This is a genomic window from Pseudomonas sp. 10-1B (genome assembly GCF_000935045.1).
In the GTDB taxonomy this organism is placed as follows: Bacteria; Pseudomonadota; Gammaproteobacteria; order Pseudomonadales; family Pseudomonadaceae; genus Aquipseudomonas.
The window spans coordinates 61,453-87,196 of record NZ_JYKS01000040.1 but is presented as its reverse complement, the minus strand read 5'-3'; the positions used below and the strand labels follow the sequence as shown (position 1 = coordinate 87,196).

At 65.0% G+C, this 25,744-nt stretch carries 23 protein-coding genes; 14 read left to right on the top strand and 9 right to left on the bottom strand.

What is annotated here, in order from left to right; all coding sequences use genetic code 11:
* Positions 1 to 135 precede the first annotated feature (135 nt).
* Positions 136 to 1,209 carry a GlxA family transcriptional regulator gene (locus TZ03_RS21150; RefSeq protein WP_051100228.1) on the bottom strand — a complete coding sequence of 358 codons (1,074 nt, stop codon included), beginning with the start codon at positions 1,207 to 1,209 and terminating at the stop codon, positions 136 to 138.
* A gap of 200 nt (positions 1,210 to 1,409) precedes the next feature.
* Here TZ03_RS21150 and TZ03_RS21145 point away from each other — a divergent pair, with 200 nt between their 5' ends.
* From TZ03_RS21145 to TZ03_RS21130, 4 genes are all read left to right on the top strand, one after another.
* Positions 1,410 to 2,801 carry an NAD(P)/FAD-dependent oxidoreductase gene (locus TZ03_RS21145; RefSeq protein WP_051100227.1) on the top strand — a complete coding sequence of 464 codons (1,392 nt, stop codon included), beginning with the start codon at positions 1,410 to 1,412 and terminating at the stop codon, positions 2,799 to 2,801.
* 10 nt (positions 2,802 to 2,811) lie between these two features.
* Entirely contained in the window at positions 2,812 to 3,780 is a 969-nt protein-coding gene (locus TZ03_RS21140; protein WP_051100226.1) for an NAD(P)-dependent oxidoreductase, read from the top strand.
* On the top strand, positions 3,777 to 5,228 hold the full coding sequence (locus TZ03_RS21135) for an aldehyde dehydrogenase family protein (RefSeq protein WP_051100225.1): 1,452 nt from the start codon (positions 3,777 to 3,779) through the stop codon (positions 5,226 to 5,228). The genes TZ03_RS21140 and TZ03_RS21135 overlap by 4 nt, the downstream gene beginning before the upstream one ends.
* Positions 5,229 to 5,434: 206 nt before the next feature.
* Complete coding sequence (locus TZ03_RS21130; RefSeq protein WP_051100223.1) at positions 5,435 to 5,752, top strand: DUF2388 domain-containing protein; 318 nt, start codon at positions 5,435 to 5,437, stop codon at positions 5,750 to 5,752.
* A gap of 109 nt (positions 5,753 to 5,861) precedes the next feature.
* Here TZ03_RS21130 and glcC read toward each other — a convergent pair whose 3' ends face one another.
* Positions 5,862 to 6,626: a transcriptional regulator GlcC gene (gene glcC, locus TZ03_RS21125; RefSeq protein ID WP_051100221.1), complete on the bottom strand. Its 765-nt coding sequence runs from the start codon at positions 6,624 to 6,626 to the stop codon at positions 5,862 to 5,864.
* A 195-nt stretch (positions 6,627 to 6,821) separates the two neighbouring features.
* Between glcC and glcD the strand changes: the two genes are divergently transcribed.
* The 6 genes from glcD to TZ03_RS21095 all read left to right on the top strand — a co-directional run bounded on the left by glcD (position 6,822) and on the right by TZ03_RS21095 (position 13,320).
* Positions 6,822 to 8,321 (top strand): glycolate oxidase subunit GlcD, encoded by a 1,500-nt coding sequence (gene glcD, locus TZ03_RS21120; protein ID WP_051100219.1) that lies wholly within the window; start codon positions 6,822 to 6,824, stop codon positions 8,319 to 8,321.
* On the top strand, positions 8,321 to 9,373 hold the full coding sequence (gene glcE, locus TZ03_RS21115; RefSeq protein WP_051100217.1) for a glycolate oxidase subunit GlcE: 1,053 nt from the start codon (positions 8,321 to 8,323) through the stop codon (positions 9,371 to 9,373). The genes glcD and glcE overlap by 1 nt, the downstream gene beginning before the upstream one ends.
* Before the next feature lie 9 nt (positions 9,374 to 9,382).
* Positions 9,383 to 10,618 (top strand): glycolate oxidase subunit GlcF, encoded by a 1,236-nt coding sequence (gene glcF / locus TZ03_RS21110; RefSeq protein WP_051100214.1) that lies wholly within the window; start codon positions 9,383 to 9,385, stop codon positions 10,616 to 10,618.
* A complete protein-coding gene (locus TZ03_RS21105; protein WP_051100212.1) occupies positions 10,611 to 11,009 on the top strand; it encodes a heme-binding protein in 399 nt (132 codons plus the stop codon). Before glcF ends, TZ03_RS21105 begins: the two co-directional genes overlap by 8 nt.
* A 178-nt stretch (positions 11,010 to 11,187) precedes the next feature.
* Positions 11,188 to 11,526: a hypothetical protein gene (locus TZ03_RS21100; protein WP_051100210.1), complete on the top strand. Its 339-nt coding sequence runs from the start codon at positions 11,188 to 11,190 to the stop codon at positions 11,524 to 11,526.
* A gap of 360 nt (positions 11,527 to 11,886) precedes the next feature.
* On the top strand, positions 11,887 to 13,320 hold the full coding sequence (locus TZ03_RS21095; RefSeq protein WP_051100208.1) for a PLP-dependent aminotransferase family protein: 1,434 nt from the start codon (positions 11,887 to 11,889) through the stop codon (positions 13,318 to 13,320).
* Here TZ03_RS21095 and TZ03_RS21090 read toward each other — a convergent pair.
* Positions 13,313 to 14,509, bottom strand: coding sequence for a CynX/NimT family MFS transporter (locus TZ03_RS21090; RefSeq protein ID WP_051100206.1), 1,197 nt, complete (start codon positions 14,507 to 14,509; stop codon positions 13,313 to 13,315). The two genes, TZ03_RS21095 and TZ03_RS21090, sit on opposite strands and share 8 nt — an antisense overlap.
* 200 nt (positions 14,510 to 14,709) lie before the next feature.
* Here TZ03_RS21090 and TZ03_RS21085 point away from each other — a divergent pair, with 200 nt between their 5' ends.
* Positions 14,710 to 15,147 carry a carboxymuconolactone decarboxylase family protein gene (locus TZ03_RS21085; protein ID WP_051100204.1) on the top strand — a complete coding sequence of 146 codons (438 nt, stop codon included), beginning with the start codon at positions 14,710 to 14,712 and terminating at the stop codon, positions 15,145 to 15,147.
* A gap of 130 nt (positions 15,148 to 15,277) precedes the next feature.
* Here the strand turns inward: TZ03_RS21085 and TZ03_RS21080 are convergent, their stop codons facing one another.
* Positions 15,278 to 16,288: an AraC family transcriptional regulator gene (locus TZ03_RS21080; RefSeq protein WP_051100202.1), complete on the bottom strand. Its 1,011-nt coding sequence runs from the start codon at positions 16,286 to 16,288 to the stop codon at positions 15,278 to 15,280.
* A gap of 168 nt (positions 16,289 to 16,456) precedes the next feature.
* On the opposite strand from TZ03_RS21080, the gene TZ03_RS21075 reads away from it, so the two are divergent.
* The 3 genes from TZ03_RS21075 to TZ03_RS21065 are packed head-to-tail and all read left to right on the top strand — an operon-like array spanning position 16,457 to position 19,097.
* Positions 16,457 to 17,641 (top strand): acetyl-CoA C-acyltransferase family protein, encoded by a 1,185-nt coding sequence (locus TZ03_RS21075; protein WP_051100200.1) that lies wholly within the window; start codon positions 16,457 to 16,459, stop codon positions 17,639 to 17,641.
* Positions 17,642 to 17,654: 13 nt separating this feature from the next.
* Positions 17,655 to 18,503, top strand: a complete 849-nt coding sequence (locus TZ03_RS21070; protein ID WP_051100198.1) for a 3-hydroxybutyryl-CoA dehydrogenase — start codon at positions 17,655 to 17,657, stop codon at positions 18,501 to 18,503.
* Positions 18,504 to 18,515: 12 nt separating this feature from the next.
* Positions 18,516 to 19,097, top strand: coding sequence for a TetR/AcrR family transcriptional regulator (locus TZ03_RS21065; RefSeq protein ID WP_051100196.1), 582 nt, complete (start codon positions 18,516 to 18,518; stop codon positions 19,095 to 19,097).
* Positions 19,098 to 19,206: 109 nt separating this feature from the next.
* Here TZ03_RS21065 and TZ03_RS21060 read toward each other — a convergent pair whose 3' ends face one another.
* Genes TZ03_RS21060 through TZ03_RS21040 form a run of 5 tightly spaced genes read right to left on the bottom strand, consistent with a single transcriptional unit; the run spans position 19,207 to position 25,706 of the window.
* Entirely contained in the window at positions 19,207 to 19,584 is a 378-nt protein-coding gene (locus TZ03_RS21060) for a response regulator (protein WP_051100193.1), read from the bottom strand.
* A gap of 44 nt (positions 19,585 to 19,628) precedes the next feature.
* Positions 19,629 to 20,855: a hybrid sensor histidine kinase/response regulator gene (locus TZ03_RS21055; protein WP_051100191.1), complete on the bottom strand. Its 1,227-nt coding sequence runs from the start codon at positions 20,853 to 20,855 to the stop codon at positions 19,629 to 19,631.
* Positions 20,849 to 21,424 carry a chemotaxis protein CheB gene (locus tag TZ03_RS21050; RefSeq protein WP_051100189.1) on the bottom strand — a complete coding sequence of 192 codons (576 nt, stop codon included), beginning with the start codon at positions 21,422 to 21,424 and terminating at the stop codon, positions 20,849 to 20,851. The genes TZ03_RS21055 and TZ03_RS21050 overlap by 7 nt, the downstream gene beginning before the upstream one ends.
* Entirely contained in the window at positions 21,421 to 22,242 is an 822-nt protein-coding gene (locus tag TZ03_RS21045) for a CheR family methyltransferase (RefSeq protein ID WP_051100187.1), read from the bottom strand. The genes TZ03_RS21050 and TZ03_RS21045 overlap by 4 nt, the downstream gene beginning before the upstream one ends.
* Positions 22,239 to 25,706, bottom strand: a complete 3,468-nt coding sequence (locus tag TZ03_RS21040) for a response regulator (protein ID WP_051100185.1) — start codon at positions 25,704 to 25,706, stop codon at positions 22,239 to 22,241. The genes TZ03_RS21045 and TZ03_RS21040 overlap by 4 nt, the downstream gene beginning before the upstream one ends.
* Positions 25,707 to 25,744: the final 38 nt, after the last annotated feature.

The following is a 25,744-nucleotide window of genomic DNA, read 5'->3' as shown; positions in this document are numbered from 1 at the left end:
GGGAGCGGGCATGCCCGCGAACACCGGCAAGGCCGGTGCCATCCACCGCGCTGGATTCTTCGCGGGCACGCCCGCTCCCACAGGTGCTGTGCAGGTTTCGGGCTCCCACAAACAGCAAAAAGCCGCGGTGGCCTGCTACAGTTCCGGGTCCAGCCCCACCTTGTCGCCATGCCAGTCGAACCGCTCCACCTCATGCCGCCGCTTGCGGAAGTTGTAAGGGGTCTCGCCATACTGCTTGCGGAACCACAAGATGAAGTGCGACGCATCGGAAAACCCGCACGCCAAGGCAATGCTGGTGATGTTCTGGCTGGTATTCACCAGCAACCGCCGAGCATGGTCCAGGCGCAATTTGCGCCAGTAGTTGGCCGGCGGCTCCTGGGTATTGGCAACGAACTCGCGGTGCAACTGCCGGGGATGGGTGCCCACCGCTTCGGCCACGGCCTTGAGGGTCATCGAGGCATCCAGGTTGGCACGCATGAAACTGATCGCCCGCTGCACTCGGTCGTTCTGGTACACGCACTCACTGGCCGCCTTGCCCTCCTGCTCGTCGCCGCGCTCATCCACCAGCAGGTACTCGAGCCCCTTTTGCGCCCGCACCGCGCCGCAATGCCGACGGATCAGGTTGGCCGCCAGGTCGATGGCAGTACCGCCCGGGCAGGTGATGATGCCGCGGTCATCGACGTAGCTTTTGTCGATCACCGCCGTGGACAGCGGGAAGCGCTCCTTGAACTCATCACGCAAGGTGAAATGCAGCGCACAACGCCGGCCATCGAGCAGCCCGGCCTTGCCCAATACGAACGACCCCGAGCACAGGGCGATGATCGGGATGTTGGCCGCATGCACCTCGCGCAACGCATCCAGCAGCCAGGCCGGTGGGTTGCGGGTTTCGTCCAGCAGGCCGCCGGCCAGCACGATGTAGTCGTACTGGGCGAACAGATTCAGCGGCTTGGTCGGCGAAACGGGCATGCCGCAGCTGGCGGTGATCGGTTGGTCGTCGAGGGTCATCCAGTCCCACTGGCAAAACACCTGCTGGCTGCGGAACGACTTGTCGGCGGCAAAGCGCAGCGAATCCACCAGCCCGGCCACCGGCACCAGGGTGAAGTGGTTCATCAGCACGAAGCCCACTCGCAGTTCGGGCTTTACCTGCATGGCGACGGCGGCGGCCGGTGCCGGCTCTATCTGGTGTTCTATTTGTTGTTGGGCAACCATGGAAGCTGGCCTCATGACATCCACAATGGCGCCATTCTAAAGCGCGCCCTGCGTCCGTCATATCATATGCATCCCCACAAATAGGAAATCCATGACAAAAGGCGGCGCCGTTCTATCAATTGTCATGACTGTAATATCGGCCCCCCAGCCCGGCTGAGCATCATGTGTGCACAAGACAAACATGCTTAGAGGCACCCTTCATGTACCGTGGATTCTGGTATGCCCAGGCGCTCGACCTGGACAGCGACCTGGCCCCTGCCCTGCAGGACTCGATTCAAGCCGACGTGTGCATCGTCGGCGGTGGTTTCCTTGGCCTGTGGTCGGCCATTCGCCTGAAACAGGCCCACCCGGAAAAAACCATCGTCATCGTCGAACGCGACCGCTGCGGTTCAGGTGCCAGCGGGCGTAACGGTGGCGTGGCCACCAACTGGTGGGGCAAGTACCTGTCGCTGCGCACAATCTGCGGCGACGTCGAGGCGCGGCGGATCTGCGAGGCGGCCGAGTCGGCCATCGACGAAATCGGCACGTTCTGCCAGGAGCACTGCATCGACGCCCAGTACCGCAAGGACGGCTGGCTGTGGACAGCCACCAACCAGCGGCAGATGAACTCCTGGCGTGTGCTCACCGACGGCCTGCAGAAGCTCGACGTCAACCCATTCCAGGAGCTGGACCGCCAGACCATCCGCGGCCGCGTCGGCTCGCCACTGGTCCTGGGCGGCATCTTCGATCCCAACGCCGCCACCGTGCAGCCGGCCATGCTGGCCCGCGGCCTGCGCCGCGTGGCGCTGAAACTGGGTGTACAGATTTTCGAAAAATCGCCGTTCACCCACCTGCAGCGCGGCAAGCAGCCGGTGGTGCATACCGGCAAGGGCCAGGTGAAGGCCAACCAGGTGGTGCTGGCGCTGAACGCCTGGGGCGCGCAGTTCCCCGAGCTGCGCCGGATGATCGCGATCATGTCCAGCGACATGGTCGCCACCGCGCCAGCCAAGGCCAAACTCGACGCCATCGGCTTCAGCGGCGGCGAATGCATGACCGACTCGCGCACCGTACTCAACTACTGGCGCAACACCCCGGACGGGCGCGTGGTGTTCGGCAAGCCGCTGGGCCAGTTCGCCTATGCCGGGCGCATCGGCAACCTGTATGAAAAGCCCTCGCCGGCCGCCGACAGGGTGGCCGCCGAACTGCGCCGGCTGTACCCGCAGCTGCAGGACGTGCCGGTGGTCAGCAGTTGGACCGGGCCGATCGACCGGGCCATGAAAGGCCTGCCGAACTTCGGCTACCTCGACCATCACCAGAACATCAGCTACGGCATCGGTTTTTCCGGCAACGGCGTGGCCACCACCGTGTTCGCCAGCCGCATCATCAAGTCGCTGGTCGAGCACGCCAATGACGAGTGGGCCAACTGTGGCCTGGTCAACCAGAAGATGAAGCTGCTGCCGCCAGAGCCGTTGCGCTTCTTCGGCGCGCACCTGGTGCGCGATGCGTTGGTGCGCAAGGAGTCGCTGGAAGATCACGACCAGGACGCCGGCTTCATCACCCGCCAGCTGGTGGGCATGGCACCGGCCGGCTACGTGCCAGCGCAGAAAAAATAAGGACAACACCGTGAGCGAACATATCGTCTTCCTCGATGACGAAGGCCTGGCGCCTTCCACCCGCCTCAAGCGCCCTGACTGCGAGCACAGCTGGCAGCAGTTTGCCTACACCCATCCCGAGCAAGTGCTGGAGCACTTGAAAGACGCCACCGTGGCACTGACCTGCAGCGTGCCGCTGCGCGAAGAGCACCTGCGCCAGTTGCCCAAGCTGAAGATGATCTCGCTGGCCCTGACCGGCCGCGACATCGTCGACGTCGACTACTGCGAGGCCCACGGCATCGAAGTGTCGAGCGTGCCGGGCTATGCCGCCAATACCGTGGCCGAACACAGCATGGCGATGATCCTGGAACTGTTTCGTCGCCCGGCCGCGTTCACCCGCCTGATGCGCCAGGTGCATGCCGGCGACAAGCCGCACCAGAACATCTACTTCAACCACCGCATCCGCGACATACGCGGCAAGCAGTTGGCTATCATCGGCAGCGGCCCGATCGCCCTGCGCCTGGCGCACCTGGCGCGGGCGTTCGGCATGCAGGTGCTGTTCGAAGACCGCGGTGGCAAGCGCAAGGGCCCCGACTGCCGGCCACTGGCCGAACTGCTTGCAAGCTGTGACGTGCTGTCGATCAACTGCCCGCTCACGGCAGAAACCCACAACCTGATCGACGCCGGTCAACTGGCGCTGATGAAGCCCGATGCCGTGGTGGTCAATACCGGCCGTGGCGGCGTGGTCAACGAAGCGGCCCTGATCCAGGCACTGCAGCAAGGCCTGCTGGGCGGCGTGGCGCTGGATGTGGTGGAAGTGGAGCCGTTGCACCCGAGCAACCCGTTGTTCCAACTGATCGACCGCGATGACTTCCTGCTCAACCCGCACATCGCCTGGAGCAGCGAAGACGCCATGCAACAGCTGATGGACAGCGCCGTGGACAACATCAGTGATTTCGTCGCCCGCCAGGTTTCTGCAAAAAGGATGCGTACCGCATGACCCTCGTTACCAAGAGCAGCTACGTCGATGGCGCTTTCGTCGCGCTCGGCAGCAGCACCGACCTGCTGGAAAACCGCAACCCATCCAACCCGGCTGAAGTGCTCGAACGCTTCGAACGCGCCGACCATCTGCTGACCGAGCGTGCCATCAGCGCCGCCCGCCGCGCGCAGCCGGCCTGGGCGCGCAGCAACCCGCAGCAGCGTGCTGACGCGCTGGATTTCATCGGCACGGAAATCCTCGCGCGCCGAGAAGAACTGGCCACGTTGCTGGCCCGCGAAGAAGGCAAGGTGGTGCGCGAAGCCCTGGGCGAAGTGGACCGCGCCGGGCGCTCGTTCAAGTTCTACGCCCAGGAAGCCCTGCGCGCCGAAGGCGAGAAGTACCAGTCGGTGCGCCAGGACGTGGGCATCGATGTGTTCAGCCAGCCGCTGGGCGTGGTCGGCATCATCGCCCCGTGGAACTTCCCCATCGCCATCCCGGCGTGGAAGATCGCCCCGGCACTGTGCTTTGGCAATTGCGTGGTGTTCAAGCCAGCCGAACTGGTGCCCTCCTCGGCCTGGGCCCTGGCCGAGATCATCGCCCGCGCCGGCTTGCCGGCGGGCGTGTTCAATATGCTGATCGGCCCGGGGCGCAGCGTCGGCGATACCCTTATCCGCTCGCCGCTGGTCGACGGTATCAGCTTCACCGGCTCCGAACACACCGGCCGGCAGATCGCCCGCCTGGCCGCCGAAGGCATGAAGAAAGTGCAGTTGGAGATGGGCGGCAAGAACCCGCTGATCGTGCTGGACGATGCCGACCTGGAGCAGGCAGTGGACGTAGCGCTGAACGGCTCGTTCTACAGCACCGGCCAGCGCTGCACGGCCAGCTCGCGGGTGATCGTGACCGCAGGCATTCACGACGCCTTCGTCGCGCGCCTGGCCGAACGTACCCGTGCACTGAAAGTGGGCGATGCGCTGCAGCCCGGCACCGACATCGGCCCGGTGGTCGACAGCCGGCAACTGGAGCAGAACCTGGCGTACGTGGCCGCGGGCCTTGAGCAGGGCGCGAAGCTGGTGTGCGGCGGCGAGCGTATCGACAACCAGGCGGGTGCGTATTTCTTCACCCCGGCGCTGTTCACCGAGGTAACGCCCGACATGCGCATCTACCGCGAAGAAATCTTCGGGCCGGTGCTCAGCGTGCTCAGGGTGCGTGATTACGCCGAAGCTTTCAGCGCGGCTGAAGACACTGCGTTTGGCCTGTCCGCCGGTATCGTCACCACTTCGCTGCGCCATGCCGAGCACTTCAAGCGCAACAGTTCGGCGGGCATGGTCATGGTCAACCTGCCCACGGCCGGGGTGGATTACCACGTGCCGTTTGGTGGCAATGGTGCATCGAGCCTGGGCTCGCGGGAGCAAGGGACGCATGCGCGGCAATTCTTCACGCGGGTGAAGACCACCTATCAGTTGGCTTGACCGGGCCTCGGGGGCTGCTGCGCAGCCCAATCGCCGGCAAGCCACACAGCTACCGCGCAATCCTGTGGGAGCTGGCTTGCCGGCGATGGGCCGCAAAGCGGCCCCTTGCAATCTCCAGCACAGAAAGGGAACTACCACCACCCCCGCGCTTTCTTAAACACTGAGTGGTTAATTTCCTTGGGCTTCACCCTACTGGAGAACACGACATGCGCCACCTACTCCTCGCCCCTGCGCTGCTGCTCCTGCTGCCTGCCGGTGCTGCCCTGGCCCGCGTCGATGCGGGCGACGTCGCCACCTCGGCGGGTATCTCCGCCTCGCTTTACTCGACTTTCAAGGACGACAAACGGATCATCCCGGCCCGTGACGAGCTTTCCGCGTTTGTCGCCAGCGGCGGTGCAATCCGAGGCGCCTATGTGGAGTCGGCGCTGGAACAGGTCCGCAAGGACCATCCTGGGCTGCAGGCCAATGATGAAGAGCTGGCCCGGGCTATCCTGTCCCAGGACGATCCCGTAGCCGATCATTGAGGTACTCCCGTGCCGGCCCTTTCGCGGGTAAACCCGCTCCCACAGGGGGCGCACAAATCCGTCCCTGTGGGAGCGGGTTTACCCGCGAAAGGGCCGGTACAGGTAAGACTCAGCCCCAGCCATCCATGCGCATGGTCGCCCGCACCAAGCGCTGTTCTTCCTGCTCGATCTCCCGCAAGCTGTCCCGTATCCCGTTGATATGCTCCCGCGCCGCCCGCTGCGCCTGTTCGGGCAATTGCTCCATCACCGCGCGATACAAGCGCGCATGCTGGCGGTCGATCTGGCGCTTCTGCGCCGGGCGGCAGTACAGGTTGTTGACCGAAGCGAACACCGTGCTCAAGGTCAAGTCGCTGAGCGACTGCAGGGTGTGCACCAGCACCGGGTTGTGCGAAGCCTCGCTGATCGCCCGGTGGAAAGCGTGGTCGCGGCGGGCATGTTCTCGGGCATCGAGCGCCTCGTGGACGGCGTGCGCGGCGAGCATCTCTTCGTAACGCCGGCGAATCAGCAAGCGGTCCACATCGGTGGCACGCAAGGCCGCCAGGCGCGCTGACTCAGCCTCCAGCAACGCCCGCACCTCCAGCAGGTCGAACAGCGTGCGCGGTTGCGAGCTGAACAGATGCATCAACGGCGTGGTGCCCGCCTGCCCCGTCAGGTCGGCGACGAACGAGCCACGCCCCTGCTCGGTGTCGATGATGCCGCGCCCACGCAGAATACGCAGGCCTTCGCGCAGGGCCGAGCGTGAGCAGCCAAGTTTCTCCACCAGCCGCCGCTCCGACGGCAGGGCCTGGCCCACCTTGAGCACGCCTTCGACGATCAGCCGCTCGACCCGTTCGGCCACCAGGTCGGCGACCTTGGCCTTGCCTTCAGTACCCACTGCGCATCCTCCTACTGGTAGGACCACTTCGGCCACCTACTCCAATCTAGCCGGGTAAAGCCGTCAATAACCAGCACCCGACAGAAAAACTGGTAGGACCAGTGCCTGGCGCACTCGACCCCAGCCGCTGGCACGCGCAGGCTGCAAGGGTGAGCGCTTTGCCAACAACAACAAGAACCGTTGCCGAGTGAGCCCATGAATATCCTGTACGACGAACGCATCGATGGCGCGCTGCCCGCCGTGGACCCGGTGGCCCTGCGGCAAGCGCTGCACGATGCCCTGCCAGACCTTGAAGTTCTGCACCGCGAAGAAGACCTCAAGCCCTACGAATGCGACGGCCTCTCGGCCTACCGCACTGTACCGCTGCTGGTGGTGCTGCCCGAGCGCCTGGAACAGGTTCAAACCCTGCTCAAGCTCTGCCACCAGCGCGGCGTGCCGGTGGTGGCGCGTGGGGCCGGTACCGGCCTGTCGGGCGGCGCCCTGCCGCTGGCCAAGGGCATCCTGCTGGTGATGGCACGCTTCAACCGCATTCTTGAAGTCAACCCGCAGGGCCGCTTCGCCCGTGTGCAGCCCGGCGTGCGCAACCTGGCCATTTCCCAGGCCGCCGCGCCCCACGGCCTGTACTACGCGCCAGACCCATCCTCGCAAATCGCCTGTTCCATCGGCGGCAACGTCGCCGAAAACGCCGGTGGCGTGCACTGCCTCAAGTACGGGCTGACCGTGCACAACCTGCTCAAGGTGGAAATCCTCACCATCGAGGGTGAACGCCTGACCCTGGGCAGCGACGCCCTGGACAGCCCCGGCTTCGACCTGTTGGCGTTGTTCACCGGCTCCGAAGGCATGCTCGGTATCGTCACCGAGGTTACCGTCAAGCTGCTGCCCAAGCCTCAGGTGGCACGGGTGCTGCTGGCCAGTTTCGACAGCGTCGAAGACGCCGGCCGGGCAGTGGCCGAGATCATTGCCGCGGGGATCATCCCTGGCGGCCTGGAGATGATGGACAACCTGGCGATCCGCGCCGCCGAGGATTTCATCCACGCCGGCTACCCGGTAGATGCGGCGGCCATCCTGCTATGCGAACTGGATGGCGTCGAAGCCGATGTGCACGACGACTGCGAGCAGGTCGCCGCCGTGCTGGCGCAAGCCGGCGCGCGTGACGTGCGGCTGGCCTGCGACGAGGCCGAGCGCATGCGCTTCTGGGCCGGGCGCAAGAATGCCTTCCCGGCGGTGGGGCGCATTTCCCCGGACTACTACTGCATGGATGGCACCATCCCACGCCGCGAACTGCCACGGGTGCTCAAGGGCATCAGCGCACTGTCCACGGAGTACGGCCTGCGCGTGGCCAACGTGTTCCACGCCGGCGACGGCAACATGCACCCGCTGATCCTGTTCGATGCCAACCTGCCCGGCGAACTGGAGCGTGCCGAAGCCATCGGCGGCAAGATCCTCGAACTGTGCGTGGCAGTGGGCGGCAGCATCACCGGCGAGCATGGTGTGGGGCGCGAGAAGATCAACCAGATGTGCGCGCAGTTCAACAGCGACGAAATCACCCTGTTCCACGCGGTCAAGGCCGCCTTCGACCCCCAGGGCCTGCTCAACCCCGGCAAGAACATCCCTACCCTGCACCGCTGCGCCGAATTCGGCGCGATGCATGTGCATCAAGGGCAACTGCCCTTCCCCGACCTGGAGCGCTTCTGATGAGCATGGACCGCGACAACAGCCAGGCCCTGCTGGAGCAGGTCAACCAGGCTTTGCACCAGGGCACGCCATTGCGTATCCAGGGCAGCAACAGCAAGGCCATGCTCGGCAGCCCGGTAACCGGCGAAGTACTCGACACCCGCAGCCATCGTGGCATCGTCAGCTACGACCCGACCGAACTGGTGCTGACCGCCCGCGCTGGCACACCGCTGCGCGAGATCGAGGCGGCCCTGCACGAAGCCGGCCAGATGCTGCCCTGCGAGCCACCGTACCTGGGCCCCGAGGCCACCCTGGGGGGCATGGTCGCGGCTGGCCTGTCTGGCCCTCGACGGCCGTGGGCCGGGTCGGTACGGGACTACGTGCTCGGCACGCGGGTGATCACTGGCCACGGCAAGCTGCTGCGCTTTGGTGGCGAGGTGATGAAGAACGTGGCCGGTTATGACGTATCACGGCTGATGGTGGGCAGCTTCGGTTGCCTGGCGCTGCTGACCGAAGTTTCGTTGAAAGTGCTGCCGCGGCCGCGCCAATGCCTGAGCCTGCGTCTGCCGATGGGCCGCCACGAAGCACTGGCCGAGCTGGCCGGGTGGGGCCAGCAGTCACTGCCGATCAGCGCGGCCTGCCACGACGGCGACGCACTGTACCTGCGCCTGGAAGGCGGTGAAGGCTCGGTGCAGTCGGCGCGCCAGCGCCTGGGTGGCGAAGCACTCGACAACCGCTTCTGGAGTGACCTGCGCGAACAGCGCCTGGCATTTTTCGCTGACCCCGCGCCGCTGTGGCGCTTGTCAGTGCCCATCGCCACTGGCGAGCTGGAGGTGCCCGGCCAACAACTGGTCGACTGGGGCGGGGCCCAGCGCTGGCTAAAATCCACGGCAACGGCCCAGGCCATTCGCCAGCGCGTCGCGGCAGTGGGCGGCCATGCCACCTGCTATGCCCCGGGCGCTGACAGCAACCCACCGCTGCCCGCTGCACTGATGCGCTACCACCGCGCCCTCAAGCAGCAACTCGACCCCCAGGGGGTGTTCAACCCTGGCCGCCTGTACCCGGACCTGTGAGGCCAGAGCATGCAAACCAACCTGAGTGAAACATCCCGGCACCTGGCCCGCGCCGACGAAGCCGAAAGCATTCTGCGCTCCTGCGTGCACTGTGGCTTCTGCACTGCTACCTGCCCCACTTACCAGTTGCTGGGCGATGAACTGGACGGCCCGCGCGGACGTATCTACCTGATCAAGCAGATGCTCGAAGGCGCACCGATCACCGCCAGCACCCAATTGCACCTGGACCGCTGCCTGAGCTGCCGCAACTGCGAAACCACCTGCCCTTCCGGGGTGAAGTACCACGACTTGCTGGACATCGGCCGCGCCGTGGTCGACCAGCAGGTCCCGCGCCCGCTTGGCCAGCGCCTGCTGCGCCAGGGCCTGCGTGCGCTAGCCCCCCACCCAGCACTGTTCAAGGCCCTGACCCGCACTGGCCAGGCCCTGCGACCACTGCTGCCGGCCACGCTCAAGCACAAGCTGCCGGCGCGGATCGCCCCTCCTGGCCAGCGCCCCGCAACGCGCCATGCGCGCCGGGTGCTGATGCTGGAGGGCTGCGTGCAACCAGCCCTGTCGCCCAATACCAATGCCGCCGCGGCGCGCCTGCTGGACCGCCTGGGCATCAGCGTCGAGCCGATCCATCAGGCCGGCTGCTGTGGCGCGCTGGACTACCACCTCAATGCGCAGGAACAAGGGCTGGCACGTGCACGGCGCAATATCGACGCCTGGTGGCCGGCTATCGAGGCCGGTGCCGAGGCCATCGTACAAACCGCCAGCGGCTGCGGCGCGTTCGTCCGCGACTATGGCCACCTGCTGGAACACGACCCCCACTATGCCGCCAAGGCTGCACGGGTCAGCGCCCTGTCCCGCGACCTGGTGGAGGTGCTGCGCGCAGAGCCGGTCGAGCAACTGGGCCTGTGCGCCGAACAACGCCTGGCCTTCCATTGCCCATGCACCCTGCAGCACGCCCTGAAGCTGGGCGGTGCGGTAGAAGCATTGCTCACCCGCCTGGGCTTCACGCTGACAGCAGTACCGGACGGCCACCTGTGCTGTGGCTCGGCCGGCACCTATTCGCTGACCCAGCCCGCGCTGTCGCTGCGGCTGCGCGACAACCGGCTCAACGCGCTGGAAAGTGGCAAACCGCAAGTCATCGCCACCGCCAACATCGGCTGTCAGGCCCACCTCGATGGGGCCGGGCGCACACCGGTGCGGCACTGGATCGAAATCGTCGAAGCAGCCTTGAACCCGGAGAACCGCCATGCATAGCAAGCCCGTGATCGGCCAGGCCGAAGTCGCCCGTGTACTGACCGCCGCCCGCCAGGAAGCCCAGGCCCAACAATGGAACGTGACCATCGCCGTGGTCGACGACGGCGGCCACCCGTTGGCCCTGGAGCGCATGGACGGCTGCGCGCCAGCCAGTGCCTATATCGCGGTGGAAAAGGCCCGCAGCGCGGCGCTGGGACGCAAGGAAACCCGTGACTACGAGCAAATGGTCAATGGTGGCCGTACCGCCTTCGTCACCGCGCCGCTGCTGACCAGCCTGGAAGGTGGGGTGCCGCTGCGGGTGGATGGCCAGGTGGTGGGCGCCATTGGTGTGTCCGGGGTCAAGTCCGAGCAGGATGCCCAGGTGGCCAAGGCTGGGGCGGCGGTGCTCTGAGTCCTGGGCCGGCCTATTTTGTGCCGCAGACACCTCCCCCCGCCAGCCAGGGGTGGCACCCCAACACCTTCAGACGCCTCCTACGCCATGATCGGAAAGGTCCTACTTGTTAGCCCTGGCCGCTGAAAACATGATCGGCACTGGATGACGCAAGGTCGCGATCCAGAGGAGGTTCCGCATGCACCTGTACGCCCGCTCCATCGCCGAACTGCGCAGTAGCCTGCGCGAAATGCTGGCCCATGAAATGAGCAACCCCGATGAAGACCCGCACCTGTCAGGGGTGATGTTCTTCTGCGCCACCGACGAACGCTCCCGACAGTTGATCGAGCGTATCGAGTTACTGGCCAGCGAGCTGTTCTTCGACCCGAACGGGCGCGCCATTACCGACCACTTGAAAGCTGCCGCCGTAGAGGGCGTGCGCATCAAGCGCAACCGCAAGGCGCCGGCGGATGAGACAGTGATACGCATAGCGCTGGCGGACAAGGGCTATATCACGGTGAGTACGGCCCGGTTGTGAGCATGAACCGTGTATCAGGTGGCATGCGGACTACTCTTGTTACGGGGGCTGCTACGCAACCCATCGCCGGCAAGCCAGCTCCCACAGGTATTGCGCCAGTCTCAAGGGCTGCGCATACCTGTGGGAGCAACTGTCTTGTATTGCCTGGACTGGCCTCATTGCCGGCAAGCCGGCTCCCACAGGTATTGCACAGGGTTTGAGGCCTATGCGGTCGAGGTGGGAGCTGGCTTGCCGGCGATGGGCCGCAAAGCGGCCCCAAATTGCTTAATTGGCTGACATTAGGGCTGGGTGATCTCCTACAAATACTGCGTAGCATTCCAATCCGCTATCCTGAGCACTCCCGCCGCTCCGGACCACCCTATGGAACTGCACATTCGCCTGGAAGGTCGCAAAGGCCTGGCCGACCAGCTCTACCAGCAATTGCGCGCCGGTATCGACAGCGGCCACCTGGCCGCCGGCACCCAACTGCCACCGACCCGGCTGTTGGCCGAGCAACTGGGCGTGTCACGCAAGACCGTGGCCGAGGCCTATTCCCGGCTGACCTACGACAACCTGCTCAGCGGCGTGGTCGGCCGTGGTACCTTCATCACCCCGCGCCAGCCGCTGCACACCCGCGAATCAACCAGCATCCCCCTGGCCAGCGCCGCCGCCCTCGAACGCTGGCAGCAGCGTGCCACCGTGCTCGGTCAACGCCAGTTGCAGGCGCCATCACGCTACGACTTCGTCGGCGGCGCGTCGAACAAGGCGCAGTTCCCGTTCGACCAGTGGCGCAGTTGCCTGAACTATGCCCTGCGCCGCAGCCAACGCCACTCCGAGCGGCAATTCCCGGCCCAGGGCCTGCCGGAGCTGCGCGAAGCCATCGCCCACCACATCGCCTACGCCCGCGGCGTGCATTGCAGCGCCGCCGACCTGCTGGTGTGCAACGGTGCCCAGCAGGCACTGGACCTGATCGCCCGGGTGCTGATCGAGCCGGGCTGCCAGGTGGCCATGGAAGACCCCGGCTACCCGCCGGCGCGGCAATTATTCCTGGCCCTGGGCGCGCGCCTGCAAGCGGTGCCGGTAGACGATGAAGGCCTGTGCGTGGAGCAGATCGCCGACGGCACCCGGCTGATCTATGTGACGCCCTCGCACCAGTTCCCCCTGGGCATGCCGATGAGCGAGCCACGCCGGCACGCCTTGCTGGCACGGGCCGCCGAGCTTGGCGCGTTGATCATCGAAGACGACTACGACTGCGAGTTCCGCTACCACGGGCCGGCCTCGGACGCGCTGCAGCGCCTCGACCGCCATGGCCTGGTGGCCTATGTGGGGACCTTTTCCAAGACCTTGCTGCCGGAGCTGCGCCTGGGCTATGCCGTGCTGCCAAGCTCCGTGCTGCAAGCCGCCTGCGTGGCCAAGCACCTCAGTGACTGGCACAGCCCGACCCTGCTGCAATGGGCGCTGGCGCGCTTCCTCGGCGAAGGCCACCTGAACAAGCACATTCGCCGCTGCCATGAAATCTACAGCGCCCGTCGCACACGTATCCTAGCGCGCCTGGGCGACGACCTGGCGCCCTGGTTCAGTGCCATTCCGGCCAGCGCCGGCTTCCACCTCAGCGCCTTGGCCAAGCCTGGGGTCGATGTCGAGCTGTTGGCCAACCTGGCGCGCAAGGTGGAGGTCGGCCTGTACTCGCTGGCACCGTTCTTCAGCGAAGCGCCGGTGCGCCCGGGGCTGTTGCTGGGTTTCGGCGCCATCGAACTGCTGGATATCGACCCGGCGCTGGACCGGGTACGCGATACCCTGCAACGCCTCAGTTGACCGGCACTGCCGTGGCCGCCGCTGCCCGGCGGGAAATGGCTGCGGCATAACCCCGTGGGTTGAAACACGCGGTCACCAGCAGCATCGCCACCACGGTCACGGTCAGCAGCGTCCACGCAGCCTGGAAGTCGCCACTCACGTCACGCAGCCAACCGGCGATATACGGCACGATGCCGGTGATGATGAACCCGATGCCCTGCACGAACGCCGCCAGGCTGCCGGCCTCGGCGGGCGTTTTCAGGTGCTCCAGGGTCAGCGTCAGGCTCTGGCTGAAGCAGGCGCCCAGGCCAAAGCCGATCATCGCCACCCACAGCCCCGAAGCCTGCGTCGGCGCCAGCAACAGGCCGAGAAAGCCCGCCAGCTGGATCGCCAGCGCCAGCCACAGACCTGGGCGACGGTCTGCCCAGCGCCGTAGCAACAGCGGCAGGCCTAGTGCGCCAGCCACCTGGAAGATGGTCATCAAACCCACCAGGTCGGCGCCGCCCTGGGCGCTGCCGCCGTGTTCGATGTGATAGGCCGGCAACCAGGCCACCATGCTGGTGTAGCCGCCGTTGATCAGGCCGAAGTACAAGGCCAGCAACCAGGCCCGGCGCGTGCCGAACCAGTGCCCGTTAGTGGCCCCGGCCAGTTTCGGCGCGCCCTGCCGTGGCCGCAGCACGACCCAGGCCAGTACCGCCAGCAGCGCCGGGATCGCCCACAGGCCCAGACCGGCCTGCCAGTGGCCGAAGTAACCGCTGATATGCGGCCCGAGCACAGCGGCCACGCCACCGCCCGTCATCAACGCGGCCGAGTACAGGCCCATCGCGCCCGCCAGGCGGCCGGGGAACCAGCGGTTGACCAGCCCCGGCATCATGCCCTGTACCACCGCCACGCCAAGGCCGGCGATCACCGCACTGGCAATCAGCGCCCAGGCGCTGTCCAGCTGCAAACGCCACAGGCAGGCCAGGGCGATGGCGGCCAGGCCACCGAGCATGCCGCCATGCTCGCTGATCCAGCGCCGTAACCAGGGTTGCAACAAAGGCACCAGGCCCATGCACAGCACTGGCAACGCCGTCAGCAAGGCGGCCTGCTGGTAGCCCAGGCCGGTGCTGGCACGCATGGGCTCGAGCAACGGGCCGATGCTGGTCAGGATCGGTCGCAGGTTCAATGCCAGCAGGATGACCAGCAACAGGTTCAGAGCAGCCCTCATGGTGAATCAGTTCTCTTGTAGCAAGACCTGGTCATTATCCCGGCTTGGCGCCCGTGGCAGAAATGAAGAGATTGGATGCCTGTCAGTGGCCACCTGAATGGTCGATTGGCCTCCCGCTTAGGTGTGCAATTGGCTATCGGGGTAGCCAATGGGCGGCGCTACAGTAGCGTCATTCCCACCCCATACCTTTGGAGACAGCCATGCACAACCGTATCGAATGGGCCAAGCACGCCCCTGAAGCTTACAAAGCCATGGTCGGCCTGGAACAGGCGTTGGCCAGCAGCGGCCTGGAGAACTCGCTGCTGGAACTGGTGCGCCTGCGGGCTTCGCAGATCAACGGCTGCGCCTACTGCGTCAACCTGCACGCCAACGATGCACGCAAGGCCGGCGAGACCGAAGCGCGCCTGCAGACCTTGTGCGTATGGCAGGAAACCGCCTACTTCACCCCACGTGAACGTGCGGCGCTGGCCTGGGTCGAGAGCCTGACCCGCTTGCCGGAGCAGGGCGCGCCGCAGGCGGAATATGAAGCCTTGCAGCAACACTTCGAGCCGGCCGAGGTGGCCAACCTGACCTTGGCGATTGCCACCATCAATGCCTGGAACCGCTTTGGAGTCGGGTTCGCCATGGTGCCGGCCTGATCATTGACCGCTAGCCTGTTCTGGCCTCTTCGCGGGCTTGCCCGCTCCCACAGGGATCTCACAGAATCTGAAAGCTGTGCTGTACCTGTGGGAGCGGGCAAGCCCGCGAAGGGGCCGGTGCAGGTATCAGCTACCGCCCGGCCAACCGCGCCCGATAGCTCCCCGGACTTTGCCCGGTCCACTTCTTGAATGCCCGGTGAAACGCACTGGGCTCCTGGAAGCCCGCCTGTTCGGCAATTTCGGCAACGCTCAATACCCCTTCACGCAAGCGCTCGAAGGCCATCGCCCGGCGCACCTCGTCCTTGATCTGCTGGTACGAACGCCCCTCCCGCTCCAGCTGCCGGCGGAAGGTGCTGGCACTGACCCCCTGCTGCTGCGCCAGCGCGGCCAATGTCGGCCACTGCCCATAGCGCCGCGCCCGCAGGTGCCGGTACACCTCGGCGACCAGGCCGTTCTGGTTGCGAAAGCGGATCACCAGCCCCTGCGGCGCGCTGCGCAGGAAGGTCTTCAGCGCTGCCAGGTCCTGCACCACCGGCAGGCGCAGGTAGGCGCTGTCGAACTCCACCTCGGTGCGCCCGCTGCCCAGGCGCAAATCCGGCCCCCACAACAGCAGGTCGTCTTCCTGAGCCGGGCGCGACACCGCCAGTTCGGTGCGGTCGATGGCGATCCGCCGCCCGGCCAGCCAGCACAGCATGCCAATCATCAGCACCAGATAGGTTTCCTCGGCATACACCCGGGTCAGCGGGTCGGCAATGTTCGATTGCACGCTGATCAGCGCCCGCCCGCCACGCACCGTCAGGCTGCCGCGCAGGTCATGCAGGAACAGGCCGAAACCGCCCATGCACTGGCGCAAGGCCTTTTCCAGGTTCGGCTCGAGGATCAGGCCCCGGCAGATCAGGGCGAAACTGCCCAGCGGCATACCGTGGCTGTCGAGGCGGAAAAACTCGTCGTCCAGGCGCTGGATCAGCGCCAGCCACAGTTGGGAGAAGGCCTTGGCCGGCACACGCGCCTGGGGCTGCTCGAGCAGTTGCGGGTCGATGCCCACCGCGCGCAGTTGCGCATCGCGTTCGGCCGGGCAGTCGCGCAGGGCGTGGAGCATGGCATTGAGGAAGTACACGGCGACCGAATCGCTATCGCGCATGGCGGTTTTCGCTGTCTATGCTGAGTGGCAAAAAGTGCCAGGTTGTTTGAACAGTTCCGGCATAGGCTGCAACAGGGCCTTTGCCTAGACTCGGTCCCACTCCGGGATTGCCGGCCATTCTCGCAGAGCCTGGCCCGGTCCCGCCATGCCTTCGCAATCGGAGCCTCTATGAGCAGCACAGAAATCTACGTCGTCAGTGCCGTCCGTTCAGCCATTGGTGGCTTTGGCGGTTCTCTCAAGGACCTGCCGCTGGCCGACCTGGCCAGCGCCGTGACCCGTGCCGCCATCGAGCGCTCGGGCGTGGCCGCCGAGCAAGTCGGCCACCTGGTGATGGGCACGGTGATCCCCACCGAACCCCGTGATGCCTACCTGGCCCGGGTGGCGGCAATGAATGCCGGCATCCCCAAGGAAACCCCGGCGTTCAACGTCAACCGCCTGTGCGGCTCGGGCCTGCAGGCCATCGTCTCGGCGGCCCAGGGCCTGCTGCTGGGGGACACCGACGTGGCCGTGGCGGCCGGTGCCGAATCCATGAGCCGTGGCCCGTACCTGCTGCCACAGGCACGCTGGGGCGCACGCATGGGTGACCTGCAAGGCATCGACTACACCGTCGGTGTGCTGCAGGACCCGTTCCAGCACTTCCACATGGGCATCACCGCCGAGAACGTGTCGGCCAAACATGGCATTACCCGTGAAATGCAGGACGAACTCGCCCTGACCAGCCAGCGCCGTGCTGCCCGCGCCATTGCCGAAGGCCGCTTCGCCAGCCAGATCGTCCCGCTGGAACTGAAAACCCGCAAGGGCAGCGTGCAATTCAGTGTCGACGAACATGTGCGTGGCGAAGTGACCGCCGAGCAACTGGCCGGCATGAAGCCGGTGTTCAAGAAAGACGGCACCGTCACCGCCGGCAATGCCAGTGGCATCAACGATGGTGCAGCCGGCCTGGTGCTGGCCAGTGGTGATGCGGTGCGCCGCCTGGGCCTGAAGCCGCTGGCACGCCTGGTGGGCTACGCCCATGCTGGGGTCGAGCCCGAGCTGATGGGCCTGGGCCCGATCCCGGCCACCCGCAAGGTGCTCGAAAAGACTGGCCTGAAGGTGCAGGACCTGGACGTGATCGAGTCCAACGAAGCCTTCGCCGCCCAGGCCTGCGCCGTGGCCCGCGAGCTGGGCTTCGACCCGGAAAAGGTCAACCCCAACGGTTCGGGCATTTCCCTCGGCCACCCGGTGGGTGCCACCGGTGCGATCATCGCCACCAAGGCCATCCATGAACTGCAACGCATCCAGGGCCGCTACGCCTTGGCCACCATGTGCATCGGCGGCGGCCAAGGCATCGCCGTGGTCTTCGAGCGCGTCTAAGGGAGCCTGACACATGAGCATCGAACAGATTGCCGTGATCGGCGCCGGCACCATGGGCAACGGCATTGCCCAGGTGTGCGCGGTGGCCGGCTACCAGGTGCTGCTGGTGGACGTTTCCGATGCAGCGCTGGAGCGCGGCGTGGCCACCTTGAGCAAGAACCTCGAACGCCAGGTCAGCAAAGGCACCCTCGACACGGACAAGGCCGCGGCCGCCAGGTCGCGCATTCGCACCAGCACCGACTACGCCCAGCTCAGCGGCGTGCAGCTGGTGATCGAGGCCGCCACCGAGAACCTGCAGCTCAAGCAGCGCATCCTGCAACAGGTGGCCGCCAACGTCGCCGCCGACTGCCTGATCGCCACCAACACCTCGTCGCTGTCGGTCACCCAGCTGGCCGCCAGCATCGAGCACCCCGAGCGCTTCATTGGCGTGCACTTCTTCAACCCGGTGCCGATGATGGCGCTGGTCGAGATCATCCGTGGCCTGCAGACCAGCGACAGCACCTATGCCCAGGCGCTGGTGGTGACCGAAAAGGTCGGCAAGACCCCGATCACCGCCGGCAACCGCCCGGGCTTCGTGGTCAACCGCATCCTGGTGCCGATGATCAACGAAGCGATCTTCGTGCGCCAGGAAGGACTGGCCAGTGCCGAGGACATCGACACGGGCATGCGCCTAGGTTGCAACCAGCCGATCGGCCCACTGGCCCTGGCCGACCTGATCGGCCTGGACACGCTGCTGGCGATCATGGAGGCCTTCCATGAAGGCTTCAACGACAGCAAGTACCGCCCTGCCCCGCTGCTCAAGGAAATGGTCGCGGCCGGTTGGCTGGGGCGCAAGAGCGGCCGCGGTTTCTTCACCTACTGAGGAGCAAGCGCCATGCCCCCGGTCAATGCCGCGATGCGCTGTGCCAACTTTGAAGAGCGACGTGAGCGGGCCATGGCGCTGTTTGCCGAAAAGGGCTTTGGCCAGGTCAGCATGCGCGAGCTGGCAGCCCATGTGGGGCTGACCGCGGGCTCGCTGTACCATCACTTTCCAAGCAAACAGGACCTGCTGTACGACTTGATCGAGGAGTTGTACGAGGAATTGCAGGCTACCCTGGACCAAGGACGACGGGCCATGGCCCGCGGGGCTTCGGCCTTGGGCTGCCTGATTGCCGCGCACTGGCAGTTGCATGCCGAGCGGCCGATGCAGTTTCGTTTGGCAGAGCGCGACTTCTGTTGCTTGAGCGAAGACCAACAAGCGCGCCTGGCCTTGTTGCGGGGGCGCTATGAAGCGGGGTTGCTGAGGTTGATTGCGCCGCAGGCAAAGTTGCAGGGCGAGGCGTTGCTGGCCACGGCGCATGTGGTGGCGACGTTGCTGAACCAGTTGCCAGGGTTGTTGAAGGCGTTGCCGGAGGACCAGGGGCTGGGGTTGATGGAAAGCATGTTGGTGGGGGGCCTGGAGCGGACCCTGCGGTAAGCTGTAGTGGCCCTATCGCCGGCAAGCCAGCTCCCACAGGTACTCTGCAGGTCTCAAAATCCGTGCAGTACCTGTGGGAGCTGGCTTGCCGGCGATAGGGCCATCAGCTTTAACGCAACAGGCTCTGGATCTGCTCATGCAAGGTATCCAGGTCGAACGGCTTGGCCAGGATCGGTGCCGTGCGGGTGATCGGGCTGCCGGATTCGAGAATCTCCGCCGGGTAGCCGCTGATGAAGATCACCTTCAGGTCCGGGCGCAATTTCACCGCAGGCTCGGCAATCTCTACCCCGGAAATCCCCCCCGGCAAGCGAAAGTCGGTCACCATCAGGTCCAGGTGCGGCTTGCTGGCCAGAATGGCGAACGCCTGCTCGCCATCTTCGGCCACCAGCACGTGGTACCCCTCGCCCGCCAGGTAATCGCGCAAAATCATGCGAATCGCCGGTTCGTCCTCGACGACCAGAACCACATCTTGTGCATCTTCACTCATGTCAACGCCTTGAAATACTTCTAGTTGGCCATCAGACCCCAGGCTCAGGCAGAGGTTGCCCGAGCCTGGTCGTTTTGTTGTTCGAATGAAGCCAGCGGCAGTTGCAAGGTGAAGATAGCGCCTTTGCCCTCTTCACTCTCGACCAGTATGCGCCCACCGTGGGCCTGGACGATCTGCTCCGATATGTACAAGCCCAACCCCAACCCGCCACTGCCTTGCTGAGTGGCGACCCGCTCGAACTGCTGGAAGATGCGCTGCTGGTTGGCCGCGCCAATGCCGACGCCGTGGTCCTGCACCTGCACCCAGGCCAGGCCGTCCTGCTCGAACACGCGTACCTGCACCGGCTTGCGTTCGCCATAGCGCAAGGCATTGGACAACAGGTTGGCCACCACTTGCTCGATGCGGAACTCGTCCCACTCGCCCTGCATCGGCTCGCAACGCTGCAACTCGATATAGGTTTCCAATGCCGTGGCCTGGGCGGAGAAATTCTCCACCAAGCCGCGCACCAGCTGGCTCAGATCGAACGCCTTGGGCCGCAACGACAACTTGCCGGTGCGAATGCGCGACACATCGAGCATGTCCTCGATCAGGCGGATCAGGCTGTTGATCTGCCGTTCGTCGCGCTCGACCATGGCCTGCAGCTTGTCGGCACTGAAAGCCTCTAGATTGCCGCGTGCCAGATGCATCTTGCGCAGTTGGGTTTCCAGGATCAGGCCGTTGAGCGGGGTACGTACCTCGTGGGAGACGATCGACATGAAATCGTCGCGCATGCGCACCGCATGCTCCAGCTCAACCCGCGCCGTTTGCAGTTGGGCCAGCAGCAGCTCCTGCTCCTGACGGCTGCGCTCCAGGGCCTGCAACTGGCGGTCGAGCACCTTGCGCTGGCGGTACAGGTCGACGAACACCGACACCTTGCTCTTCACCGCCTGGGTATCGAGCGGCTTGTGCAGGAAGTCCACGGCGCCACTTTCGTAGCCCTTGAAGGCATAGTTCATCTCCCGCCCAGCCGCGGTGACGAAGAAAATCGGAATATTGCGGGTCTTCTCCGTGCCGCGCATCAGCTCGGCCAGCTCGAAACCGTTCATGCCGGGCATCTGTACATCAAGTATGGCCAGGGCGAACTCATGTTCGAGCAACAGTGACAACGCGGCCTCGGCCGACTGGGCCTGGTGCACCTCACGATCTTCGCCCTGGATCAGGGCATCGAGGGCCAGCAGGTTTTCCGGCAAGTCGTCGACGATCAGCAGTTTGGCGATGGTGTGGCTTAGCATGCGCTGGGTTCCAGGGCAGCGAGCAACTGCTCGATGCCGCTCAGAGAAAGAATATGGTCGGGCCGATGCAGGGCCAGAGCGGCCTCGGGCATCAACGCAACCTGTGCGTCATGAGGGTCCTGGACCACGGTCCGCCCCCCATTGTGCTTGATATAGGCCAGGCCTTCGGCACCATCCTCGTTGGCACCGGTGAGCAGCACGCCCAGCAGGCTGCTACCGTAGGCATCGGCCGCCGACATGAACAGGTAGTCGATCGCCGGCCGGGAAAAATGCACCGCGGGCTCCTGGCTCAGCGACAGGGTCAGGTCGCGCTCCACCGACAGGTGGTAACCCGGCGCTGCCACGTAGATTTGCCCGGCGCGCACCGATTCCTTGTCACGCGCCTCACGCACAGGCCGGTGCAAGCGGCGTTGCAGCACCTCGGCCAGCTGGCTGTGGCGGTCATCCGGCAGGTGCAGCACGCACAACACCGGGATGGCGAAGCCAGCCGGCAATGCGCCGAGAACCTTGAGCAACGCCGCAACGCCACCCGCCGAGGCGCCGATCACCACCGCGCGTACGCCGTTCATGACTTGCGGTAGATCCGTTCGGGCTTGACCAGCGGCTCGAAGCGCTCGCTGTAGGCGGAAAAGTCCACCGACTCCTTGCTGCCCAGCAGCAGGAAGCCGCGGTGGCACAAGGACTCATGAAACAGGCCCAGGGCGCGGTCCTGCAGCGCCTTGTTGAAGTAGATGAGGACGTTGCGGCACGACACCAGCTGGGTTTCGGAAAACACGCTGTCGGTGGCCAGGCTGTGGTCGGCGAAGGTCACGTTGTCGCGCAGGGTGCTGTCCATGATGGCGTTGCCATAGGCCGCGGTGTAGTACTCGGAAAAATCCCGACGGCCACCGGCCATACGGTAGTTTTCGGCGTACTCGCGCATGCTCTGCATCGAGTAGATGCCTTGCTTTGCCTTGTCCAGCGAATGCGGGTTGATGTCGGTGGCGTAGATGATGGTGCGCTCCAGCAGCCCCTCCTCGCGCAGCAGGATGGCCATCGAATACACCTCCTCACCCGTGCTGCAGCCGGCAATCCATACCTTGATCGACGGCCAGGTGCGCAGCAACGGCACCACTTCGTTGCGCAGCGCCAGGAAATGCCCGGGGTCGCGGAACATCTCGCTGACCGGGATCGTCAGGTACTGCAGCAGCTGCATGAACATGCCGGGGTCATGCAGCACGCGCTCCTGCAGCGCCGACACCGTCAGGCAGCTGAACTGGCGCAGCGCATGCAGGATCCGGCGCTTGATCGAAGCGCCGGAGTAATTGCGGAAATCGTAGCTGTACTTGAGGTAGATAGCCTCGATCAGCAAGCGGATTTCGATGTCGGTATTAGGTTCGCTAGTCAAATTCGCTCCAGTTGCGGCAGCCATACACGGATCAACGAGAACAGCCGGTCCAGGTCGATCGGTTTGGCAAGGTAATCATTGGCGCCGGCCTGCAGGCAACGCTGCTGGTCATCCTTCATCGCCTTGGCGGTCACGGCGATGATCGGCAACTTGCGCCAGCGCGGTTGCTGGCGGATCAGCCGGGTGGCCTCATAGCCGTCCATCTCCGGCATCATCACATCCATCAGTACCAGGTCGATGTCGCCATGCTGTTCCAGGCGCTCGATGGCTTCGCGGCCGTTGCGGCCGATCTCGACGATCGCGCCCTTGTGTTCCAGTGCGCTGGTGAGGGCGAAGATGTTACGCACGTCGTCGTCCACCAGCAGCACCTTGCGGCCCTCGAACACCTTGTCGCGGCTGCGGGCGGTCTTGAGCATGCGCTGGCGTTCGTTGGACAGCTGCGACTCGACCTTGTGCAGGAACAGCGTCACTTCGTCGAGCAGCCGCTCCGGCGAACGCGCGCCCTTGATGATGATCGAGCGCGAATACTTGAGCAGGTCGGCTTCTTCCTCGCGAGTGAGGTTGCGCCCGGTATACACGATTACCGGCGGGAAGGAACGGATATCCTCGGCGGTCATGCGCTTGAGCAGCTCGTTGCCGAGCATGTCCGGCAGCTTGAGGTCGATGATCATGCAGTCGTAGACATTCTCGCGCAGCAGCGCCAAGGCATCCTGGGCCATGGCCACGGCGGTGATCTCGACATCGTCGTCGCCGATCAGGCGGGCAATGCTTTCGCGCTGCAGGTCGTCGTCTTCCACCAGCAGGATGTGCTTGAGCTTTTGCGTCAGCTTGGCCTCTAGGCGGGCGAACACTTCCTTCAGCTGTTCGCGGCTGGTGGGCTTGACCGCATAACCGACGGCACCCATGTGCATGGCGGCTTCGACGCGGTCTTCCACGGAAATGATATGCACCGGGATGTGCCGGGTACTGGCCTGCTCCTTCAGGCGTTGCAGCACGGTCAGGCCGGAATGGTCGGGCAGGCGCATGTCCAGCAGGATCGCATCGGGGATGTACTGGCCGGCCAGCTCGAAGCCTTCGTCGGCGCCCTGCGCCACCAGGCAGCTGTAACCCAGCTCATGGGCCAGGTCGAAGAGGATGCGGGCGAAATTTGGTTCGTCTTCGATCACCAGGATGCAGCGGTTGCCGAACGGTGCACGTTCGCGATCGTCGGCAAAGGCCGCTGCCGGGTGTTTCTGCACCGTCGCCACCGGCACCTGCGGGGTCGGTGGCAGGGTATCGACCGCCGGGCGCAGGCTGAGGGGCTCGACGTCCGGCGCCACGCCCTCATAGCGCTCCGGCAGGATCAGGCTGAACACGCTGCCTTGGCCGGGACGGCTGTCGACGCTGATCTGCCCGCCCAGCAAATGCGCCAGGTCACGGGAGATCGACAGGCCCAGGCCAGTACCGCCATAACGGCGGTTGCTGGTGCCATCGACCTGGTGGAAGGCGCCGAAGATCGCCTGCTGCTGGTCGGCGGCAATGCCGATGCCGGTGTCGCGCACGGCAAAGACGATGCCGGTGCCCGGCTGGTAGCCGATGTTCAGGCTGACCTGGCCATGCTCGGTGAACTTGATGGCGTTGGACAGCAGGTTCTTGAGGATCTGCTCCAGGCGCTGGCGGTCGGTGAACAGGGTGGCCGGTACCTGCGGCTCGGCGGTGACCTCGAAAACCAGGCCCTTGTGCCCGGCCAACGGCTCGAACATGCCACGCAGGCCTTCGACCAGGCGTTGCACGTGGGTGGTCTCGGGCCGCACTTCGAGCTTGCCGGCCTCGACCTTGGCGATGTCGAGGATATCGTTGATCAGGTTGAGCAGGTCGTTACCGGCCGAGTAGATGGATTCGGCGAACTTGACCTGCTCTTCGCTGAGGTTGCCTTCGCCGTTTTCCGCCAGCAGCTTGGCCAGGATCAGCGAACTGTTGAGCGGCGTGCGCAGCTCGTGGGACATGTTGGCCAGGAACTCGGACTTGTACTTGCTGGAGCGTTGCAAGTCCTCGGCGCGCGCCTGCAGCTCTTCCTGAGCCTGGCTGAGTTCATCGTTCTTGCGATCCAGCGCCTCGGTGCGCTCCGACAACTGCTCGTTGGTCTGCTCCAGCTCAGCCTGCTGGGTCTCCAGGTGGGCCTGGGACTCCTTGAGCACGCGGGATTGCTCTTCCAGTTCTTCGTTGGCGGTTTTCAGTTCCTCTTGCTGAACTTGCAACTCTTCGTTCAACTGCTGGGTTTCAGCCAGCACTTCCTGCAGGCGCTGGCGATAACGGGCGCTTTCGATGGACATGCCGAGGTTGCCAGCGACCCGCTCCAGCAGTTCGCCATCGCGGTTTTGCAGCGGGCGCAGGAAACCTAGCTCTACCACGCCATTGATCTGGCCATCTTCCATCGCTGGTACCAGCAGCCCGCTGCGCGGAAGGCCGCTACCAAGCCCGGAACTCAGCCGATAGTAATCCTCGGGCAGATTGTCCAGGCGCAATACGCGGCCTTCGCGCACCGCTTGTGCCAACAGGCCGTCGTGATCGTCTTTGACTTGCTCGCGGGCCTGTTCCTCGGCATCCAGGCCATAACTGGCCACCCGCACCAACCGCCCGTGCCCGTCGCGCAGGTACACCGCGCCAACCACGCTGCCCAGGTAAGTGGCAAAGAAACGCAAGATGTTGTCGCCCAGCATCGGCAGAGTCAGTTGCCCGAGCACCTGCTGGGACAGCTGGGTCTGCCCGTTGCGCAACCAGGCCTGGTGCTCCAGGCGCTCGGCAGCGCGCTGCTGGGCCTGCAGGTTTTCGTCGTAGCTGGCGGACAACGCCAGCAGGTCACGCCGCCCGAGATAGGCCAACAACGCGGAGAGGCCGACGATGAACAACACGAAGGTCGAAATGGCCGTGACAGTGACGCTGCTGACTTTTTCGTTGCGGGCCGTGCGCAATTGCTGCTCGGTGCCGATCAGGCCGTCGAACTCCTTGCGGATCTCGTCAGTCAGGCGCTTGCCCCGGCCATTGTTGATCGACGCCTGGTAGTCGCCCTGGCTGCGACGCAGGGCGATCATATCGCTGCCGAAGGTGTTCCAGGCTTGCTGCAAGGCGATCAGCCGGTCGATGCGCTCGACCTGCTGCGGGTTGTCCTCGACCATGCCACGCAGGCTCTGCAGGCTGCTCAGAATACGCGGCTTGGCCACCTCGTAGGGGTCGAGGAAACGCTCGTCGCCGGTGATCAGGAAACCGCGCATGCCGGTTTCCATGTCGATCGACAGCTTGACCGTCTCGTTGGCATTGCCGATCACCCGGTCGGTGTGCTCCACCCACTGCATGGCCGAAAGCAGGTAGTTGATCACCGCGACGAAGGCCACGGCACCCAGCAGGCCCACCCCTAGGGGCAGGCCGATGTTACGGCTCAACAGCTTGCGAAAGCTGCGTTGGTCCATCGAGGCTGCTTGAATCATGTGAAAACGCCCGAGCGAGAAGTCCATCGAAAAGTATG